Origin of the sequence: Allobosea lupini, assembly GCF_900109525.1 — a bacterium.
Classification (GTDB): Bacteria; Pseudomonadota; Alphaproteobacteria; order Rhizobiales; family Beijerinckiaceae; genus Allobosea; species Allobosea lupini.
The window spans coordinates 1,057,331-1,075,463 of the sequence record NZ_FOAN01000001.1 but is presented as its reverse complement, the minus strand read 5'-3'; the positions used below and the strand labels follow the sequence as shown (position 1 = coordinate 1,075,463).

Genomic DNA, 18,133 nt, shown 5'->3' with positions numbered 1-18,133 from the left:
GTCAGGCCCGGTCGGCCTCGACCGCGTCGGCAAGCGCCTTCAGCGTCGGGAAGTGATAATCGGGTTTGGTGATCTCGGGCACCGCCGGTGTGCCGCCGAAGCCCTTCTGGCCCTGTCGCCGCTCGATCCAGCAGGTGGCATAGCCGAGCGATTTGGCGACGCGGATGTCGTGGTACTGGCTCTGCGCGACGTGGAGGATCTCCTCCTGCTTGTAGCCGAAGGCCGATTGCCGACCGCGATTATAGGCGAAGTACCGGGGATCAGGCTTGGGGTCGAGCGCCTCGTCGGCGGTGACGCTGTCATGGAACGGGTTGCCAAGCGTCTGCGAATAGAACGCGAAACTCGGCCGGTCGGCATTGGTCATCGCGACCAGGCGGAAATGCTTGCGCAGCCTCGCCAGCGCCTCGACCGAGTCCGGGAAGGCCGGATGCTGCAGGATCGCGTATTGGAAGGCATCAGCCGAGCCCTCGTCGGCGGGCAGGCCCAGCTCCTTGGCGAGGTGGATGTAGACCAGCTTCATCACCTCGCTGGAGCGCTCATGGTGCAGCTCGCGGCCCTTGAGGTAGGGCGCGAAGATCTCGTCGTCGCCAAGCTTGGCCGCTGCCGGCCCGCCGATGCGGCGCACCGCGCCGAGGACGCCGGTCTCGAAGTCGATCAGCGTGCCGACGACATCGAATGTGAGAACCTTGAAATCGCTGAGGGCCATGGTCTTGCGTCTCTGCTGGAGGAAGGGCTCAGGCGCCGGTCTTCGGCACGATGATCGTGTCCTGCGGGTGGAGGCTGACGGCGAGGCGTTCGCCGACCGGCGGGATCCGACGGGCGGCCTCGTAATGGCTGGGCTGGCGCAGGCTTAAGGCCGTGCCGTCGTCGAGCGCGAGGAAGACGCGCAGGCTCTCGCCCTGGAAGACGACATCGGTGACGCGGCCTTCGAGCCGGTTGCGCTCGGGACTGCCGGAACCGTCCTCGACCAGCAGCTTCTCGGTCTGGATCGCCAGCACGAGCTCGCCATTCGCAGCGATCGGGCGGGCGCTCTTCAGCACCGTGCCGGCGAGCGAGACGCTGTCCGCGCCGGCGCGCTCGACCGGCAGCAGCGTCGCCTCACCAATGAAGCTGGCGACGAAGGCGTTGGCCGGGTGGTCGTGAAGGCGCTCGGGCCTGTCGATCTGGACCAGCTTGCCGTCCTTCAGGATGGCGACGCGGTCGCTCATCGTCAGCGCCTCGCGCTGGTCGTGGGTGACGTAGATGATCGTCGCGCCCAGCCGCCTGTGCAGCTGGCGCAATTCGATCTGCATGTTTTCGCGCAGTTGCTTGTCGAGCGCCGAGAGCGGCTCGTCCATCAGGATCAGGCGCGGCTCGAAGATCATGGCGCGGGCGAGCGCGACGCGCTGGCGCTGGCCGCCGGAGAGCTGGGCGATGCCGCGCTCCTCGTAGCCGGCGAGGTCGACCATGGCGAGCGCGCCGCGGACCTTCTCGGCATAGGTCGACTTGGGCAGGCGCCGCGCTCGCAAGGGGAAGGCGACGTTCTCGCCGACACTCATATGCGGAAACAGCGCGTAGTTCTGGAAGACGATGCCGATGTCGCGCTTGTGCGGCGGCGTATAGGTGACGTCGCGGCCGCCGAGATGGACCGAGCCGCCGGACGGCTGGATGAAGCCGCCGAGGATGCCGAGCAGGGTGGTCTTGCCCGAGCCGGACGGGCCGAGCAGCGAGACAAATTCCTGCGGTGCGATGTCGAGCGAGACGTCGTCGAGCGCGCGCACCGCGCCGTAATGCTTGCTCGCTGATCTGATCTCGACGCGCTCGCCGCCTATGTTGGCCATGGCACTCTCCCGTCCGGATACAGCGACATCGCGGCACTGCGCAGGCAAAGACCGTTTTTGGGACGGGCCATAAGCTGGTCTTATGGCGATCCGTTCCGGCGCTGGTGCTGCTCGGCGGTGCGGACCTCTGCCGGGCCGTCACCGCAAGCCGTATTCGATCGGTTCATGAAACGGGATTTCGGTCCCCTGTCGCAATTGCCAAATAATCAGGCGAAGCATAACCTGGTGTAATGTCAGAGCTGCGCCGCATGGTCTCGTCGAGCAATGCGCTCTTCGTCTTCGAGGCGGCGGCGCGCAGCGGCAGCTTCACCCGCGCCGCCGAGGAGCTGAACGTCACCCAGCCGGCGGTCAGCCGCATGTTGTCGCGTTTCGAGAGCTATCTCGGCCTGCGCCTGTTCGAGAGAGGTGGGAAGGGGGCGATCCTGACGGCGGAGGGCGAAGTGCTCTATCGCCGCGTCGCCGATGGCTTCCGCAGCATCGAAGCGGGCCTGCGCGAGGTCGAGCAGCTGCGCGGCGGCAAGGAGACGGTGACGATCTCGGTCTCCTCCGCCTTCACCACGCATTGGCTGATGCCCCGCATGGATCACTTCCAGCGTCGGTTTCCCTCGGTCGATCTGCGTTTCCAGATGATCGCCGGCTCGCTGCGCGGCCAGGTCGACAATGTCGATCTCGGCATGCGCTTCCTCGATGGCGACGAGGCGGTGCCGGCCGAGGCGATGGTGATGCGCGAGACGATGCTGCCGATCTGCAGCCCCGGCTACCGACAGGCCAAGCCCGAAGACGGGGCGGCGGGCGAGGGCAACACGATCATCAACCTGACCGATTCCGCGCTCGACTGGGCCGAGCGCTATCCGCCCTTCGCCACCGGCCGGCCGGGGCCGGTCAAGACGCTGAGCTTCTCGGACTATGCCGTGGTGGTGCAGGCGGCGCTGCTCGGCCAGGGCGTCGCCTTCGGCTGGATCACCGTCGTCTCACATGCGCTGAGATCGGGCGCACTGGTACCGGCGAGCGATCGGCTGACGCGCGGTGAGCGCAACTGCGTGCTGCTGACGCCGCGCAACCGCCCGCCGAGCCCGGTCGTCCGCGAGATCCGGGACTGGATCGGGGCGGAGCTCAGGGCCGAGATCGAGGCGATCGACGCGCTTCATCCCGGCCTCGGTCTGAAGCAGGCCTGCTATGGCTGACGAAGCCGCGCGGCGCCGTCAGCTCGCGATGTCGATCAGCACCGTCTTGTGGCGCAGGTTCTGCTCGACCGCCTGGCGGCCGAGGTCCTTGCCGATGCCCGAGCTCTTGTAGCCGCCGGTCGGCAGGATGAAGTCGAGCGTGCGGCTGTAGCGGTTGACCCAGACAGTGCCGGCCTGCAGCTGGCGCACTGCGCGCAGGCCGCGGCCGAGATCGCGTGTGTAGACGCCGGCGGCGAGCCCGTATTCGGGATGGTCGGCGAGGGCGAAGCCTTCTTCCTCCGTGTCGAATAGCTGAAGGGTCAGGACAGGGCCGAAGATCTCCTCGCGCACCGCCGCGTTGTCGGCGGTCACGTTCGCGATGATCGTCGGCTGGTAGTAGGCGCCGCCATAGCCGGCCATCAGGCCGCCGCCGAGCAGGACTTCGCCGCCTTGCTCGCGGCTGGCGGTGACGATGCGATCGATCCGGCGAGCCTGGGCGTCCGAGATGATCGGGCCGAAATCGGTCGCGGCTTTCCAGGTGTGGCCCGGCCTGATCTGGGGAAGCTTCATCGTCAACAGCTCGATCAGGGCGTCGGCGATCGGGCGTTGCACGATCACCCGCGAGCCGGCGACACAGCCCTGGCCGGAATTCGCCAGGATCGAGCCGGCGATGCAGGTCGCCGCCTTCTCCAGATCGGCATCGGCGAAGACGAGCTGCGGGCTCTTGCCGCCGAGCTCGAGCGTCACCGGCTTGATGCCGCTCTCGGCTGCGGCCCTCATGATCGCCGCGCCGGTCCGGGTCGATCCGGTGAACGAGATCTTGCCGATGCCCGGATGGCGCGTCAGCGCATCGCCTGTAACGCCAGTGCCCTGGACGACGTTGAAGATGCCGGCCGGCATGCCTGCCTCGATCGCGAGCTGCGCCAGCCTCACGGCGGAAAACGGCGTCAGTTCCGACGGTTTCAGCACGATGGCATTGCCCGCCGCCAGCGCCGGACCGAGCTTCCATGAGGCGGTGCTGAGAGGCACGTTCCAGGGCGCGATCGCACCGACGACGCCATAGGGCTCGGAGACGATCAGGCCGAGATTGTCGCTGCGCGTCGCCGCGACCTCGCCGCCGAGCTTGTCGGCCCATTCGGCGAAGAAGCGGATGCCGTCGGCCGTGGCTGCGACGTCGCCGGTGACGGCCTGCGAGATCGGCCGCGTCGACCCGACGGCTTCGATCCGACCGAGTTCCTCGGCGTTCGCTTCGATGAGCTCGGCCCAGCGCCTCAGGATGCGGGCCCGCTCGCGCGGCGGCCTCGTCGCCCAGCCGCTGGCAGCGACCGCTGCATGCGCGCTGCCGACGGCCCGGTCGACCATGCCGCCGTCGGCGATCGGGATCTCGGCATAGTCGACGAGATCGGACGGACGAGCGACGGGAATCGTCTCGCCGCCGCCGATCGCCGCGCCGGCGATGAAATGCCCGGCCGTGACCTGGATCGCGGCCGGGTCGAAATCACCGGACATGTCAGAGCCCGACCAGAGCCGGCAGGCCGCCGATGTCCTTGATCTCATGCGTGCTGTAATAGGGATTCGACGGCTCGTGGCCGCGATTGACGAAGACGCGGCGGGCGATCTTCATGTCATAGGCGGTCATCTGGTCGTAGCGGAAGCTCGACGAGCAATGCATCACGTCCTCCGGGCCGCAGCCGAGCATGTCGAACATGTATTCGAAGGCGGGCATACGAGGCTTGTAGGCCTGCGCTTCCTGCGCGGTATAGGCGGCGTGGAAGGGCGCGCCCAGCTTGGCGACCGAATGCGGGATCAGGTCGGTCATCGAGTTGGAGAGGATGACGAGCGGGATCTCCTTGGCGACCTTGGCGAGGCCGGCCGGCACATCGGGATGCGGGCCCCAGCTCGGGATCTCGTCGATGATGCGCTGGGCGTCGGCCGGATCGTAGGGGATGCCGAGGAGCTTGCAGGTCCGCGCCACCGCATTGCGGACGACGTCCTGATAGGGCTTCCAGGCGCCGAGCACCTCATCCAGACGATAGTTCGAGAAGGCGTCGCAGAACGCGTCCAGCTGCTCGGGCGACAGGCGGTCGGCATAGGCGCGACGGGCGGCCGGAGCCATCTCGAAATAGATCAGCGTGCCATAGCAGTCGAAGGTGATGAATTTCGGCCGGAAACTGCTCATCGTCTCGCCCTTGCTCGTTGCGACGGCTCTCTGCCGTTAGGAAGAGGCTAGAGCGCGACCGCGGGGAGGGAGGCGGAAATCGAACGCCATGACCGAATATTCTGCCGATGAATCGGGTTGCTTCGGCATGGATTGCTGCGGCTGTCGGGGCAGGATGGACAGGCCCGCTCGCCTCTCCGAAGGTCGGCTGAATCAACCCTCCAGCGAATCCCATGACCGTCGAAACCGTTCTCGCCGATCTCGTCGGCTTTCCCTCCGTCTGCCGCACCCCGAACGGGGCGATCATCGAGCATGTCCGCGCCTATCTCGCCGGCCATGGCGTCGACAGCGTGATCGTGCCGGGACCGGAGGGGGACCGCGCCAACCTGTTCGCGACGATCGGGCCCAAGGTCGAAGGCGGTATCATCCTCTCGGCCCATCTCGACGTGGTACCGGCGGCGCCGGAGGGCTGGGTCGGCGACCCCTTCAAGCTGCGGCGCGACGGCGAGCGGCTGATCGGGCGCGGCGCTGTCGACATGAAGGGCTTCGCAGCCTGCGTGCTGGCGAGCGTTCCCGCCCTCGTCGCCAAGAGGCTGGCGCGGCCGGTGCACATCGCGCTGTCCTATGACGAGGAGGTCGGTTGCGTCGGCGTGCGCCATCTGATCGCGCGACTGCCGGAGCTGTGCCCGCCGGTGCTCGGCTGCATCGTCGGCGAGCCAAGCGGCTTGCGGCCTGTGCTGGCTCATAAGGGCAAGATCGCAAAGCGCGTCACGGTCGATGGCAAGGCCGGGCATTCCTCGCGCACCGATCTCGGCGACAACGCGATCCACTACGCCGCTGGTCTCATCACCGCGATCCATGACGAGGCCCTGCGCCATGCGTCGCAGGGACCTTTTGCCGAGGCTTTCGCACCGCCCTATTCGACGATCCAGGTCGGCGTGATCAGGGGCGGCACCGGCATCAACATCGTTCCGGCGCAATGCGTATTCGAGGTCGAGGCCCGTGCCATCGCCGGGCAGGAGCCTGCCGCGCTGCTCGGCTTCCTGCCTGGTGTCGCCGAGCGGATCGCGCGCGAGGCTGCTGTGACCGGGCACAAGGTCGCGTTCAGCTTCGAGACTATGAGCGACTACCCGCCGCTCGCCCTCGACGAGAACGATCCGCTGGTCGCCTTCACCGAGGCGGTATCGGGCCAGGCGCGCCAGGCAGCGGTCAGCTATGGCACCGAGGCCGGGATGTTCCAGCGCGCCGGCATCGCCGCGATCGTCTGCGGGCCAGGCGATGTCGACCGCGCCCACAAGCCGGAAGAGTACATCACCGAGGCCGAACTCGCCGGAGCGATGGCGATGATCGCTGGTGTCGCCGAGCGGCTCGGCTGAAAATATCCTCAGCCCTCATCCTGAGGAGCCGCGTAGCGGCGTCTCGAAGGATGGTCCAGATGGTTCTGGAGCCTCCTGAAACATCCTTCGAGACGCGCTCTATGAGCGCTCCTCAGGATGAGGGCTGTGTGTCTGAATGAGGCTCAGAACTCGCCGATCGCACCGCGCGAGCCGTCGACGAGGCGCGAATGCCTGAACGGACGCGGATCGACGATCGGCGTGTCGCCGGTTGCGAGGTCGGCCGCGAGATGACCGGCCGCAGGACCGAGGCCGAAGCCGTGGCCGCTGAAGCCGGCGGCCAGCACGAAGCCCGAGAGGCCGGCGACCGGCGAGATCACCGGCACGGCGTCCGGCGTGGAATCGATATAGGCGCCCCAGCTTTCGCGTACGGCGACGCTCTTCAGGGCCGGAAACATGGCGTGGGCACGCTCCAGCAGGGTCGCCATCGCACGTCGGCTCGGCGCCGGATCGAGCACGCGGATCGTCTCGAAGGGCGTGACCTCGTCGAGCTTCCAGCTGCCTAAGGCCTCCGGCCCCTTGAAGAAGGAGGAGCTGATGCCGAGCTCGACCGCCTTCAGCCGCTTGATGAACATCGGCAGGAAGTCCCGGGCATAGCGCAGGCCCTGTGGCGTGATCTCGAGCGTGCCCTTGCCGCTGATCGCGATCGTGTAGCTGCCGTCGAGGCGCCGCGTCAGCGCGATCTCGGGGGTATAGAATGCGTCGAGGAACTCCGGCGCGGCCTCGGTCCGCAGGCTGGTCGCGCGAATGCTCGCCTGCGGGAAGGCGATGCCCTGATGGCGGCAGAAGGCCGAGGCCCAGGCGCCGCCGGCGAGGATGACCGCGTTCGTGCGGATCGTACCCTTCTCGGTGACGACGCCGGTGACCGCGTCATTGCTGACGTCGAGCCCACGCGCGGCGCAACCCTGATGCACGCTGGCGCCAGCACGGCGGGCGCCGTCAGCCATCAGCGGCGCTGCGAGCGCCGGCTCGGCCTTGCCGTCGGTGACGGAATGCAGGCCGCCGAGCCAGCTCCGACCACTGGCGGCAGTCATCGCCGCGGTCTCTGCTCCGGTAAGCATCGTCGTCTCGACGCCGAAAGCCTTCGCCGTCTCGCGCCAGCGCTCCCATTGCGCCAGCTGCGCAGGGTCGTTGGTGGCATAGACCAGGCCGCAGCGGCGAAAACCGCTGTCGCGGCCGAGCTCTTCGCTGAGCGTCTCCCAGAGTTCCATGGCGCGGATGGCGAGCGGCAATTCGCGGGCGTCGCGGTTCTGCTTGCGGCACCAGCCCCAGTTGCGGCTCGACTGCTCGCCGCCGACCACGCCCTTCTCGACCAGAGCCACCGAGCGGCCACGCCGTGCCAAATAATAGGCCGCCGCCGCGCCGACGATGCCGCCGCCGATGACGACGACATCCGCGGCGGCGGGCAGCGCCTCGCTGCTGGCGATGCGTTCGATGGTCACTGGCATGAATGGCTCCGGAGGCGGCCTTGCCACGAAGCGGCACGGCGCGGGATGTCCCGCTGAGGCGGGACTATGTGGTTGGGGCAGAGGCTTGCGTCACATCAGGCCGGGCTCGCCGAGATCGGTGCCATCGACGAGGCGGCTGTAGCGGTAGGGGGTGGGGTCGACGATCGGGGCATCGCCGGCGACGATATCGGCCGCGAGCCGCCCCGCCGCCGGGCCGATGCCGAAGCCATGGCCGCTGAAGCCGGCCGAGACATGCAGGCCCGGCAGCTTGTCGACCGCGGAGATCACCGGCACCCAATCGGGCGTGAAGTCGATCAGCCCGCCATATTTGTGCTTGATCTCGACCGTCGCGAGCTGCGGAAAGACCTCGCCCAGCCGCTTCTTGGCGAAGGTGATCAGTTCCTCCTGCGGCGGCGGGTCATAGGTCCGCATCTTCTCGAAGGGCGAGATCGTATCGTTGCTCCAGCGCATCAGCGCTTCCGGCCCGAAGAAGAAGGACTTGCCGGCCCGGATCGTCAGCAGCTTGTGGCGCTTCTTGAAGGTGCGCCAGAACGGCTGGGCGTTGAGCATGCCGTGCGGTGAGAGCTCGAGCAGGCCGCGCCCGCTGATGCCGACGGTGAAGCCGCCATCGACCCGGCGGCGAATGGTGAGATCGGGGGTCGAGATGCCTCCCGTGGTGATTTCCGGCGCAGGTCCTGTGAAGAACGAGGTCGACTTGATGCCGGCGAGCGGCATGCGGATGCCGTGATGGCGGGCGAACATCGCCGTCCAGACGCCGCCGGAGAGTAGCACCGTCGAGGTCTTGATCGTGCCCTTCTCGGTGACGACGCCGGAGACGCGGCCTGCCGCGGTTTCGAGGCCGCGCGCCGCGCAATCCTGATGGATGGTGACGCCAAGCCTGCGTGCGGCCTCGGCGATGGCGGGAACGGCCATGGCCGGCTCGGCGCGACCGTCGGTGGGTGAATGCACGCCGCCGATCCACTCACCCTTGGCATGCGGCGCCATCGCCCTGGCTTCCTCGGCGCTCAGCATGCGTGTCTGCATCTGGTATTGCCGGGCCTTCTCGCCCCAGCCCTCCCAGGCATCGAGATCGGACTGGCGCGTCGTCAGATAGGTCAGGCCGCTGCGGCGGAAGCCGACATCGGCACCGACCTCTTCGGAGAGCCCGTTCCACATCTCGACGGCACGCATTGCCAATGGCAGTTCGCGCAGATCGCGGTTCTGCTGGCGGCACCAGCCCCAGTTGCGGCTCGACTGCTCGCCGGCGACATAGCCTTTCTCGACCAGCGCGACCGAATGGCCTTTCTTCGCCAGGTGATAGGCCGCGGTTACGCCGGCGATGCCGCCGCCGATGACCACGATGTCGGCTGCGGCGGGCAGGGCTTCGTCGCTGTGGACGCGGTTGACCGGTGGCGACATGCGGCATGGTCCTTGGCGGAGGGCGGTCGTGCCGGCGGCGCGGACCGGGATCGGGAGGCCGATATTCAAGCCCGAACCGTCTGGAACCCTATGCCAAAGGACGGGTGCGATTCGGCAGATTGTTTTGGTTGTCCCGGCAAAGGACGGGGACCATCGCGGGTCGCCTGCTGCCTATCATGAGGCGGGCCGACAACGGGCGGCCGATGCGGCCGACCGTCAGCCAAAAGGCGGCACCGCGTAACGGCCATGCAAGGCCGCCGACAACGAGGGGATCAACGATGAACAAGCCGTCCACGAAGGCGTCCGGCCTTGCTCTGCCTGCCCTGCATCGCCGCGAGGTCCTGGCGCTCGGCGCCGGCGGCATCCTCGCCGCTTCCGGCCTGGGCGCCCGCGCCCAGGGCAAGGCGCCTCCGCCGCCACCCGCCAAGCCGAGCGGCCAGGTCGTGGTTGGCCTGTCGCAGGAGCCGACCGCTTTCAACCCGCTGATGCCCGGCATCGAGGTTGACGAGACCGTCTGGATGCAGGTCTTCAATACGATGTGGCTGGCCCAGCCCGACGGTTCGCTGGTCCCAGACCTCGCCGTCGAAGTACCGAGCGAGGCCAATGGCGGCATTTCCGAAGGCGGTCTCGCCTGGAAGGTCAAGCTGCGCGAGGGCATCACCTGGCATGACGGGGCGCCGTTCACCGCCGAGGACGTCAAGTATACGCTCGAGCTGATCAACGCGCCGGGCTTCAAGGCGCGCACCCGCGTCGGCCATTCGCTGGTCAAGGACATCAAGGTCACCGGCCCGCTGGAGATCTCCTGGCGCATGGAGAAGGCGTATGCGCCCTATCTCGCGTTGCTCTCCAACACCTTCATCGTGCCCAAGCACCTGCTGGAGAAGGCGGCCGATCCGAACACGGCGCCGTTCAACGGCGCGCCGGTCGGCACCGGCCCGTTCAAATGGGGCACGCGCACGCCGGGCGACAACATCCAGCTCGTCGCCAACGAGAAATACCACGGCAAGGGGCCGTATCTCGAGAAGGCGGTGCTGAAATACGTGCCGGACCAGACCGCGCTCTATGCCCAGTTCCGCACTGGCCAGGTCGACCTGATCATCGGCACCGGCATCCCCGCCAATTTTTACGCCGAGGCGGTCAAGCTGCCCGGACGCAAGGTGGTGAAGATTCCGAGCGCCTCGCTCGAGGTGCTGATGCCGAACCTCGAGCATCCCGCTCTGTCCGACAAGGCGGTGCGCAAGGCGCTCTATGCCTCGATCAACAAGCAGGCGATCATCGACATCGTCTTCTACGGCCTGCACATCCCGACCGAATCCTTCATGCCGCAGGAATCCTGGGCTTACGACCCGAACCTGCCCAAGCAGGTCTATGATCCCGCACTCGCCGGCAAGATCCTCGACGATGCCGGCTGGAAGCGCTCCGGCTCCGGCGTGCGAATGAAGAACGGCGTGCCGCTGGAGTTCGCGGTCTCGACCACGACGGGCGCGGCCCTGCGCGAGCAGTGCCAGCAGTTGATGCAGCAGGACTGGCAGCAGATCGGCATCAAGATGGCGATCAACAACATGCCCGCCGCCGTGATCTGGGGCGAATTCTATACCCGCTCCAAGTTCCAGTCGCTGCTGGTCGGCACCGCCTTCCGCACGGTGATCGATCCCGATCCGGCGCATCGCTTCGGCTCGGACGCGATCCCGGCCAAGAGCGGCAACGGCGCTAACCAGATGCAGTGGCAGAACGCCGAGGCCGACGCGCTGATGAAGGCCGGCCAGGAAACCTTCGACACGGCCAAGCGCAAGGAGATCTACCAGAAGCTGCAGGTGCTGGTGCGCGAGGAGCTGCCGATCCTGCCGATCTACCAGTACGCGCCGGTCGAGGGCTACAAGGAGGGGCTGATCGGCTACCAGCCCAACATCAACGCCAGGCAGAACACCTGGAACATGGGCCAGTGGTACTGGGCCAAGTGACGTGGTGCGTGACGTGATGAGCGATGTCAAACGCGCCGGCATGATGCCGGCGCCGGCCGGGAGGAGCGCGCCATGATCGCCTTCCTCCTGCGCCGGCTCGGGCAGTCGCTGCTCCTGCTGCTGATCGTCTCAATGATCGGCTTCGCCATCCTGCATCTGGCGCCGGGCGGGCCGATGTCGCAGTTCGCCGCCGGCGGCGACATGACCCAGGCCGATCTCGACCGCATCGCCGAGCAGCTCGGCCTCAACCGGCCGCTGCCGGTGCAATATGTCGAATGGCTCTGGCGCATGCTCTCGGGCGATTGGGGCGTATCCTATCGCGACCAGCAGCCGGTGCTGCACATCATCGCCTCGCATCTGGGGGCAACGCTGGAGCTGATGCTGACCTCGACGCTGCTCGCCATGGTGATCGGCGCCTGGGTCGGCATCCTCGGCGCGATCCGGCGCTATTCGCTGTTCGACTCGCTCGCCACCATCGGCGCGATGATCGCGCTCTCGATCCCGACCTTCTGGTTCGGCCTCGTCGTGATCTACGTCTTCTCCGTCGGGCTCGGCTGGCTGCCGGCGGGCAACCGCTACACCATGGGCGACGGCTCCTTCCTCAACCAGGTGCATCACCTGATCGGGCCCTGCATCGTGCTGGCGCTGGTCTCGACCGCAGTCTGGAGCCGCTACATGCGCTCTTCCATGCTTGAGGTGGTCAACCAGGATTATATCCGCACCGCCCGCGCCAAGGGCGTGCCGGAGCGCCAGATCCTGATGCGCCATGCCCTGCGCAATGCGCTGCTGCCGATGATCACTATCACCGGCCTGCATGTGCCGACGCTGCTCTCGGGCGCTTTGGTGACCGAGACGGTCTTCACCTGGCCGGGCATGGGCCGGCTCTTCCTCGATTCGATCAGCTATCGCGACTACCCGGTCGTCATGGGCATCCTGATGTTCACCGCCGTGCTGGTGCTGCTGGGATCCCTGCTCGCCGACCTGCTCTACGGCATCGCCGATCCGCGCATTTCGAGGAGCGGGCGATGAGCAACCTCAACGCGATGGCGGAACCGCTCGCCCTGCCTCCGCCTGGACTGTGGCACCGCCCCGGCTTCAAGCGCTTCAGGCGTCACAAGCTCGCAGTTTTCGGCGCGGCGACGATCATCTTCCTGACGCTCGCCTGCATCGTCGGCCCCTGGCTGCTGCCCTATACCGACACCTTCATCGACATCCGCAACCGCTTCGCAGCGCCCTTCTCCGGCCCGCATGTGCTCGGCACCGACCCGCTCGGGCGCGACATCCTCGCGCGCCTACTGATGGCCGGGCGGATCTCGCTGGCGGTCGGCTTCTCGGCCATGGCGATCGCGATGGCGATCGGCATCGTCGTCGGCATGGTCGCGGGCTTCTACGAGGGAGCGCTCGGCGCCGCGCTGATGCGCTTCGTCGATGCGATGCTGTGCTTCCCCTCGATCTTCCTGCTGCTGGCGATCTCGGCGCTGATCTCGCCTTCGGTGCCGTCGATCATCCTCCTGATCGCGATGACCTCCTGGATGGAGGTCGCCCGCGTGGTCGAGGCGCAGATCCGCTCGCTGAAGACGCGCGAATTCGCGCAGGCCGCCGTCTCCTTCGGCGCGAGCAACCGGCGCATCATGATCCGCGAGCTCCTGCCGAACGCGATCGCGCCGATCGTCGTCGCGGCGACGCTCAACGTCGCCCATGCGATCCTGGCGGAGAGCTACATCTCCTTCCTCGGCTTCGGCATCCAGCCGCCGACGCCGAGCTGGGGCAACATGCTCGAAAGCGCCCAGAGCTATCTCACCAGCGCGCCCTGGCTCGCCATCATCCCCGGCGCCGCGATCACGCTTGCCGTCACCAGCTTCAACTTCATCGGCGACGGCCTACGCGACGCGCTCGATCCGCGGATGGATGGTCAGTGACGGGAAAGGTTGCCGAACTCTGGCGCTATCCCGTCAGCTCGATGGCCGGCGAGCGGCTGGACCAGCTCCACATACACGCCGCGGGTGTTGTGGGTGACCGGATCTGGGGACTGCTCGACGCAGCCACCGGCCGCATCGCCTCGCCGGGGCGCGAGAAGCACTTCATCGGCGTGCCGCGCGCTCATGCCAAAGCCGTGCAGGAGGGCGTCGCCCTGTCGCTCGATGGCGAGCGCTGGGTGGGGCCGCGGGATGCGGAGCTGCTGGAAGGCCTGTCGCAGGCCTTCGGCTTCATGCCGGTGCTCAAGCCGTTCGACGCTTTCGGTTCAGGCGGATTCAGGCCGCGCTACGAGCATGCGCCGATCCATCTCGTCACCAGCGCTGCGATCCGCAGCCTCGAACGGGAACTGCCCGGCAGCGTCATCGATGCCCGCCGCTTCCGGCCGAACATCCTCGTTGATTGGCCCGATGACCTCGAAGCCATCCCGGAGCATGGCTGGATCGGGCGCGAGATCAGGATCGGGGACGTCGTGCTGCGCGGACGCGAGCCTTGCGGGCGCTGCGGCTTCATCACGATCGCGCAGGAGGGCCTGCCCCAGGACGTCGAAATCCTTCGGACGGTGGTCAAGCGCCACGAGCGCAATTTCGGCATCTATTGCGACGTGGTGACGCCCGGCGAGATCGCGACCGGCGCGACCGTCACCGTCGGCTGAGGCCGGCGGCTATTCGGCCGCCTGCGCGATCGCGGGCGCGTCCTGCCCGACCTCCGGGATCTGCGGATAGTCCCACCGGACGATGGCGAAGGCCGCCGCAAGATCGAGCTTGCCGGCAGCGTTGCGCATCACAGCGAAGAGCTTGGTCTTGGTGAAGAAGCGCCAGTGGACCGGTAAAGCGGCCAGCAGCCGCGTCAGCGCGGCATAGTTCTCTGCCGTCCAGACCTGCTCGAACGCGTCCCGCTCGGGGCCGAAATGGAAATGCGTGCTGTGGGCGCGCGTCTTCAGCTCTGCCCGCAGGGCCGCCGTCGCCTCGTGATCGACGGCGTCCCCCTCGATCACCACGCCATAGAGCTCCCGCGCCGCGCCTGGGCTGACATAGCCGCGCTCGACATCGAGCAGCACCCGTTCCGGCTCGCGCTCCAAGGGCGAGCCGCGCCCGCCGCCGCCTGGCGAATGGATGTGGATCACGTCGCCTGGCTCGGCGATGGCGATGTCGGTATTGCCGAGGATGCGCTCGTTTGGGCGGCCGGGATTGATGATGAAGTTCGAGGTTTCGGCGGAGAGCCCGCCGAGCGTGCCCCACGGCCGGAAATGCGAGCGGTCGCGGTTGCGCACGGTGATGCGCGAGTTCGGCGAGAAGACCTTGAACTCCATCACCGTGGCGAGGCCGCCGCGCCAGCGCCCGGCGCCGCCTGAATCCGGCTGCAGCCCGTAGCGCATGAAGCGGATCGGCACCTCGGTCTCGGTGATCTCGATCGGCGTGTTCTTGAGATAGGCGGCGTCGGCGCCAGAGCCGTTCGGCCCGTCGCGATGCGGCATGCCGCCACCGCCACCGACCACCGGATTGATCGCCGCGATGACGCTGCGATGCGTGGTCTCGTCCGTCGTCATCACGTTGACGATCGAGCTGGAGCCGGCCGGCGCTGCCGGCAGGCGCTCCGGCGCGGCGAGGCTGAACGCCCCGAAGATCAGGCTGCGCAGCCTAGCGCAGGTCAGGCTGCGCATGCCGACCGCCGCCGGAAAGGACGGGTTCAGCACCGTCCCTTCCGGCGCGATGCAGGTGAATGGCCGGGTCAGGCCGGAATTGAGCAGCAGCTGCGGGTTCAGCGTGTAGAGCACGTAGTAGACGCCGACGAGCAGCAGCGTATGGCGCGGGTCGGAGCCGGTCGGGACGTTGAGCGAGGAGCCGAGCTGCGGGTCCGATCCGGTGAAGTCGAGGATCGCCTCGTCGCCCTTGATCGTCAGCGTCAGCGCCAGCCGGCAGGGATTGCCGTCGACGCTGTCCTCGTCGGCATAGTCTGAGAAGGCGTACTCGCCGTCGGGGATCGAGCGAAGGATCTCGCGGGCCTGATGCTCGGCATAGTCCATCAGCCCGTCGAGGCCGTCCATGAAGCCCTTCGCACCGAACTTGGCGACCATCGCCTGGATCTTGCGCTCGCCGGTGTTGAGCGCGCCGGCCAGCGCCTTGAGGTCGCCCATGTTGAGCGCCGGCTTGCGCACATTCATCATCATGATGCGCAGCACCGTCTCGTCGAAGGCGCCGTCGCGCATCAGCGTCATCGGCGGAAAGCGGATGCCCTCCTGATGGATCTCGGTGAGCGAGCGCGACAGGCTCGCCGGCACCGCCCCGCCCATGTCGGTGTTGTGGACATGGCCCCCGACGAAGCAGACGATCTCGCCTTCGTGGAAGATCGGCTTCCACAGATGCGTGTCGGGCGCGTGGGTGGCGAGATAGCCGCTATAGGGGTCGTTGGTGAAGGCGATGTCGCCCGGGCGATACTCCGGTACCATCTCGATGGCGCGGTTGTAGTTCATGCCCGGATACCAGGTCGCGCCGAGGTCCATCGGCACGGCGACGACGCGCCCGGTGCGGTCCATCACCATCACCGTGAAGTCCTCCGTCTCCTTGACGAAGGTGGAATGGGCCGTGCGGTAGAGCGTGTAGGCCATGTTCTCGGCCGCGGCCCGGCAATGATTGGCCAGGACCTGCAGGGTGACCTTGTCGACCATGATCAGGCTCCCTCGCGCAGGATGAGATGCAGGTTGAGGAAGGCATCGACCTTCGCCTCGAAACCGGCGGGTATGCAGATCGTGGTGTCCTCCTGCGCCACCACGGCCGGGCCGGAGAAATGCTGGCCGCAGCGCAGCGCCTCGCGGTGGAAGAGCGCGATCTCGCGCTCGGCGCCGTCGAGCCAGACCGTGATGGAGCGCGCCGGGACCGCCACCTCGTCGACCGCCTCGCTAGCGGGGGCGAGTTCCGGCCGCGGCGTCGCGCCGGTGACGACGAGGCGCAGATTGACGATCTGGACCTCGGCCGCCTCGTCGTTGAAGTCGTAGATGGCAAGGTGCTGGCGATGGAAAGCCGCGCATATGGCCGCGAGATCGCCCTCGGCGAGCCAGCCCTCGGCGAGTTGCACCTCGATCTCGAAGGACTGACCATGATAGCGCATGTCGGCGCTCAAGGCTTCGACGACGGGGCCGGTAAAGCGCTGGTCCTCGCGGATCCAGGCGAGCCCGTCGCGCTTGAGCTGTGCCAGCGCCGCGCGCAGCTGCGGCAGTGAGGCCGGCTCCGCCGCGGCGAAGACGCTCTGGATGAAATCGCCCTTCAGATCGGCGATCAGCCCGCCGAGCGCGCTGACGACGCCGGGGCGGCGCGGCACGAGCACGCGCGGAATGCCGAGCTCGCGCGCCAGGAAGCAGCCGAGCATCGGCCCCGCGCCGCCGAAGGGCATCAGCGCGAAGTCGCGCAGGTCGACGCCGTAGCGGGCGACGAGCTTGTTGACCTCGACGAACATCTCGGAGACGGCGATGGCGATGATCGCCTCGGCCGTGGCCTCGGCGCTGCGGCCGAGCATCGCTGCGACCTCGCCGACGACTTTCTGCGCCAGATCGCGGCGCATGCCGATCTGGTCGTAGGCGAGGGCGGTGTGGCCGAGGAAGCCGCAGGTCGCCATGGCGTCGGTGACGGTGGCGCGGGCGCCGCCGCGGCCATAGCAGGCGGGGCCGGGCGTCGATCCGGCGCTTTCGGGGCCGACCTTGAGCACGCCGAAAGCGTCGGCCCAGGCGATCGAGCCGCCGCCGGCGCCGATCGAGGTCACCGAGACGCTGGGGACATAGAGCGGGAAGTCGCCGACGACCTCGCCGGTGCCGAATTGCGGCTGGCCCTCGATGATCAGGGCGAGGTCGGCGCTGGTGCCGCCGATGTCGAGGGTGAGGATGTTCCTGGCGCCGGCCTGCTCGGCGAGATAGGCCGCGCCGATCACGCCCGAGGCCGTGCCTGAGAGCAGCATATTGACGCAGGCGCGCTTGCCGGTGGCGGCGTTCATCACCCCGCCATTCGACTTGGTCAGCATCGGGCCAGCGGGCACGGCGCGCGAAGAAAGCGCCTCCTCCAGGGCTTCGAGATAGCCGCAGACACGCGGATGGACATAGCCGTTCAGGATCGCGGTCGTGGTGCGCTCATATTCACGGATCACCGGCCAGACTTCGCTGGTGCTGAAGACAAAAAGCTCCGGCGCGAGCTCGGCGATCAGCGCCCTGGCTTCGGCTTCATGGGCGTGATTGCGATAGGCGTGCAGGAAGGAGACGATCACGCCATCGACGCCGCGCGCCCTGAGCTTCGCGACGGCTTCCGCAAGGGCATCGCGGTCGAGCGGTTCGGCGATGCTGCCATCGGAGAGGATGCGTCCACCGACGCCGAAGACGCGGTCGCGGGGGATCAGTTGCTCCGGGCGGGCACAGAACAGCGAGTACATGTCGGGCATGCGCAGGCGCGCGAGCTCGATCACATCCTCGAAGCCGGCGGTGGTGATCAGCCCGAGCCGGCTGCCCTTGCGCTGGATGATGGTGTTGATGCCGACCGTGGTGCCGTGGACGAAGGAGACGATCTCCTGCGGCGGCACGGCATGTCGCTCATTCAGCAGGTCGAGCCCGGCGAGGAGCTCACGGCCCGGGGCGTCTGGTGTCGTCAAAACCTTGATGGTTTCGACGCGGCCGCTGCCGGTCTCCAGCGCGCAGAAATCGATGAAGGTGCCGCCGATGTCGACGCCGATACGCCAGCTCATGATGCGCCTGTTGGTAAAAGGACAGGCCAGTCTTGGCGGCGGTGCGCCCGAGGGTCCAACACCAAAACCGCGCT

Annotated in this window: 14 protein-coding genes; 6 read left to right on the top strand and 8 right to left on the bottom strand. The window is 67.6% G+C overall.

Annotated elements, in window-relative coordinates; translation table 11 throughout:
* Position 1 precedes the first annotated feature (1 nt).
* Positions 2 to 706 (bottom strand): HAD-IA family hydrolase, encoded by a 705-nt coding sequence (locus BMZ21_RS05165; protein WP_091830348.1) that lies wholly within the window; start codon positions 704 to 706, stop codon positions 2 to 4.
* Positions 707 to 734: 28 nt separating this feature from the next.
* Positions 735 to 1,820: an ABC transporter ATP-binding protein gene (locus BMZ21_RS05160; RefSeq protein ID WP_091830345.1), complete on the bottom strand. Its 1,086-nt coding sequence runs from the start codon at positions 1,818 to 1,820 to the stop codon at positions 735 to 737.
* A 230-nt stretch (positions 1,821 to 2,050) separates the two neighbouring features.
* Between BMZ21_RS05160 and BMZ21_RS05155 the strand changes: the two genes are divergently transcribed.
* Complete coding sequence (locus BMZ21_RS05155) at positions 2,051 to 3,004, top strand: LysR family transcriptional regulator (protein ID WP_091830343.1); 954 nt, start codon at positions 2,051 to 2,053, stop codon at positions 3,002 to 3,004.
* Between the two features lie 18 nt (positions 3,005 to 3,022).
* Here BMZ21_RS05155 and BMZ21_RS05150 read toward each other — a convergent pair whose 3' ends face one another.
* Both BMZ21_RS05150 and BMZ21_RS05145 read right to left on the bottom strand, forming a co-directional pair.
* Positions 3,023 to 4,492 (bottom strand): aldehyde dehydrogenase family protein, encoded by a 1,470-nt coding sequence (locus BMZ21_RS05150; RefSeq protein WP_091830341.1) that lies wholly within the window; start codon positions 4,490 to 4,492, stop codon positions 3,023 to 3,025.
* A 1-nt stretch (position 4,493) separates the two neighbouring features.
* A complete protein-coding gene (locus BMZ21_RS05145) occupies positions 4,494 to 5,162 on the bottom strand; it encodes a haloacid dehalogenase type II (protein ID WP_091830339.1) in 669 nt (222 codons plus the stop codon).
* A gap of 212 nt (positions 5,163 to 5,374) precedes the next feature.
* Here BMZ21_RS05145 and argE point away from each other — a divergent pair, with 212 nt between their 5' ends.
* Positions 5,375 to 6,517, top strand: coding sequence for an acetylornithine deacetylase (gene argE / locus BMZ21_RS05140; RefSeq protein ID WP_091830337.1), 1,143 nt, complete (start codon positions 5,375 to 5,377; stop codon positions 6,515 to 6,517).
* 143 nt (positions 6,518 to 6,660) lie between these two features.
* Here the strand turns inward: argE and BMZ21_RS05135 are convergent, their stop codons facing one another.
* Together BMZ21_RS05135 and BMZ21_RS05130 are read right to left on the bottom strand one after the other, a co-directional pair.
* Positions 6,661 to 7,983: an NAD(P)/FAD-dependent oxidoreductase gene (locus BMZ21_RS05135; RefSeq protein ID WP_091830335.1), complete on the bottom strand. Its 1,323-nt coding sequence runs from the start codon at positions 7,981 to 7,983 to the stop codon at positions 6,661 to 6,663.
* A 90-nt stretch (positions 7,984 to 8,073) separates the two neighbouring features.
* Entirely contained in the window at positions 8,074 to 9,402 is a 1,329-nt protein-coding gene (locus BMZ21_RS05130; protein ID WP_091830333.1) for an NAD(P)/FAD-dependent oxidoreductase, read from the bottom strand.
* A 278-nt stretch (positions 9,403 to 9,680) separates the two neighbouring features.
* On the opposite strand from BMZ21_RS05130, the gene BMZ21_RS05125 reads away from it, so the two are divergent.
* From BMZ21_RS05125 to BMZ21_RS05110, 4 genes are all read left to right on the top strand, one after another.
* Positions 9,681 to 11,363, top strand: coding sequence for a peptide ABC transporter substrate-binding protein (locus BMZ21_RS05125; protein WP_091830331.1), 1,683 nt, complete (start codon positions 9,681 to 9,683; stop codon positions 11,361 to 11,363).
* 72 nt (positions 11,364 to 11,435) lie between these two features.
* The gene (locus BMZ21_RS05120; RefSeq protein WP_091830330.1) at positions 11,436 to 12,392 is read left to right on the top strand and encodes an ABC transporter permease; all 957 of its coding nucleotides are present in this window, start codon (positions 11,436 to 11,438) and stop codon (positions 12,390 to 12,392) included.
* Between the two features lie 14 nt (positions 12,393 to 12,406).
* Positions 12,407 to 13,282 (top strand): ABC transporter permease, encoded by an 876-nt coding sequence (locus BMZ21_RS05115; protein WP_091830641.1) that lies wholly within the window; start codon positions 12,407 to 12,409, stop codon positions 13,280 to 13,282.
* Positions 13,279 to 13,992, top strand: coding sequence for an MOSC domain-containing protein (locus tag BMZ21_RS05110; protein WP_091830328.1), 714 nt, complete (start codon positions 13,279 to 13,281; stop codon positions 13,990 to 13,992). Before BMZ21_RS05115 ends, BMZ21_RS05110 begins: the two co-directional genes overlap by 4 nt.
* A 9-nt stretch (positions 13,993 to 14,001) precedes the next feature.
* Here BMZ21_RS05110 and BMZ21_RS05105 read toward each other — a convergent pair whose 3' ends face one another.
* Both BMZ21_RS05105 and BMZ21_RS05100 read right to left on the bottom strand, forming a co-directional pair.
* Entirely contained in the window at positions 14,002 to 16,005 is a 2,004-nt protein-coding gene (locus BMZ21_RS05105) for a hydantoinase B/oxoprolinase family protein (RefSeq protein ID WP_091830326.1), read from the bottom strand.
* Between the two features lie 2 nt (positions 16,006 to 16,007).
* Positions 16,008 to 18,059 (bottom strand): hydantoinase/oxoprolinase family protein, encoded by a 2,052-nt coding sequence (locus tag BMZ21_RS05100; protein ID WP_091830324.1) that lies wholly within the window; start codon positions 18,057 to 18,059, stop codon positions 16,008 to 16,010.
* Positions 18,060 to 18,133 lie beyond the last annotated feature (74 nt).